This is a genomic window from Tenacibaculum sp. SG-28 (assembly GCF_002954385.1).
Taxonomy (GTDB): Bacteria; Bacteroidota; Bacteroidia; order Flavobacteriales; family Flavobacteriaceae; genus Polaribacter.
On the sequence record NZ_MQVY01000003.1, the window covers coordinates 1 to 1,378 of the forward strand.

General features: G+C 34.6%; 2 protein-coding genes. Both read right to left on the bottom strand.

The features are described from left to right. Positions 1-180: 180 nt before the first annotated feature. Positions 181-684 carry a hypothetical protein gene (locus tag BSU00_RS08175; protein ID WP_105003948.1) on the bottom strand — a complete coding sequence of 168 codons (504 nt, stop codon included), beginning with the start codon at positions 682-684 and terminating at the stop codon, positions 181-183. Further along, complete coding sequence (locus tag BSU00_RS08180; protein ID WP_105003949.1) at positions 669-998, bottom strand: hypothetical protein; 330 nt, start codon at positions 996-998, stop codon at positions 669-671. Before BSU00_RS08180 ends, BSU00_RS08175 begins: the two co-directional genes overlap by 16 nt. Positions 999-1,378: the final 380 nt, after the last annotated feature.

Below are 1,378 nucleotides of genomic sequence, written 5' to 3' on the forward strand. Positions count from 1 at the left end.
CAATGCCTAGAGATATTCAACCACAAGACCACTCGGAGCTATTAAACCTAACGGTCTCGGCTATGATTTCGTTGTGGAATCATCCGCAGGATTATTCCGCTTAGAAATCAGCTGTTGATTTATACTTTTATTATGGTGTGGCACAAAACCACAATGAATTATAGCCATTGTTGTAGCCAGTTATTCTTTTTTATTCGATTCACCTTTCTTTTCAGCGGCTTTAGCTCTCATTTTTTTCAAATCCTTTTTACCTATCATTTTATCTACATCTACTCCTAAATATTCTAGTGTTTTTAATCCCAATTTAGTAGGTCTGAATCCTTTTACTCCAGCTTTTCCTCCAACTTGAGTCCATCCGCGAGCACTAGCGACTTCAATTACACCAATCGAAACCATATATTCTAAACTAGATTCAATATTTTCTTTAGATGCGGAACTGGAATTCATTCTTACCATAATTGACTCTAGAATATAACCAAAAGTTGGTTTGTCTTTTGCATCAGGGTCATAATCACTACTTAGCTTAACATTATCTTTTCCCCAAGTCATAACCAGCATTTCTGTAATTGATTTTAGCAAAGAAGCGTGTAATGGACTCATTTTATCAATTGTATCCAAAATCATTTCTTTTTCTTTGTCCTTCGCGAGTTTTTTGGTGGAAGAGTTAGCTAAAAATTCAGACAAAATTTCCTTTTTTCTTCTCTTAGCTCATCTTTACCTTTGTTAACAGTTTGTTCAATCAGATTTTTAGCTTCATCTGATGCTAAATATTCTGAATCAACTTCGCTTTCTATACTCTGTAACCTTTCTCCATAATCCATTAAAATTTGTTCAATTCTTTCTGCTTGCTTATGATTTTTATATTCAGACCAACCAGAGGCTAGCGATGCAGCAATAGGAAAAGATGAAGCAATAGAGACAAGGCTAGATTCTATTACTTGAACCACATTTTTTTTTGGTTTTGACTGCTCTTCGGGTTTTTCTTCTTCGGTACTCATTTCTTTAATTGGCTACAACGGTTTGGCTAAGCTGCGTTTTAATGCAGTTTAGCTTTTGTTAGGTTTGTGTAGCGACACATAATGCTGAGCGGCAAATACAAACATAACTTTTATTAATTTTTATAAAGTACCCTTACTTAAATACCAAATCCTAAACTTGGTAAATGTAAAACTACTCTGACCAAAGATAGAAAATTAGTGTTTTTATACAACCCTGATTTTCGACTACAGTCATTCGTTTTTATATCCTTAAAAGCTTACGAAATCATATTCCTTTTCATATTCGTAGTAAGCAATTTTCTGTTTTCTTTTCCGTCCAACTCCGCAATTCATGGAGCAATTCATCCGCAAGACCACTCGGAGCTATTAAACCTAACGGT

Coding starts and splice junctions, on each gene's coding strand:
- BSU00_RS08180 (WP_105003949.1), bottom strand. CDS start 998: ATGAGTACCGAAGAAGAAAAACCCGAAGAGCAGTCAAAACCAAAAAAA.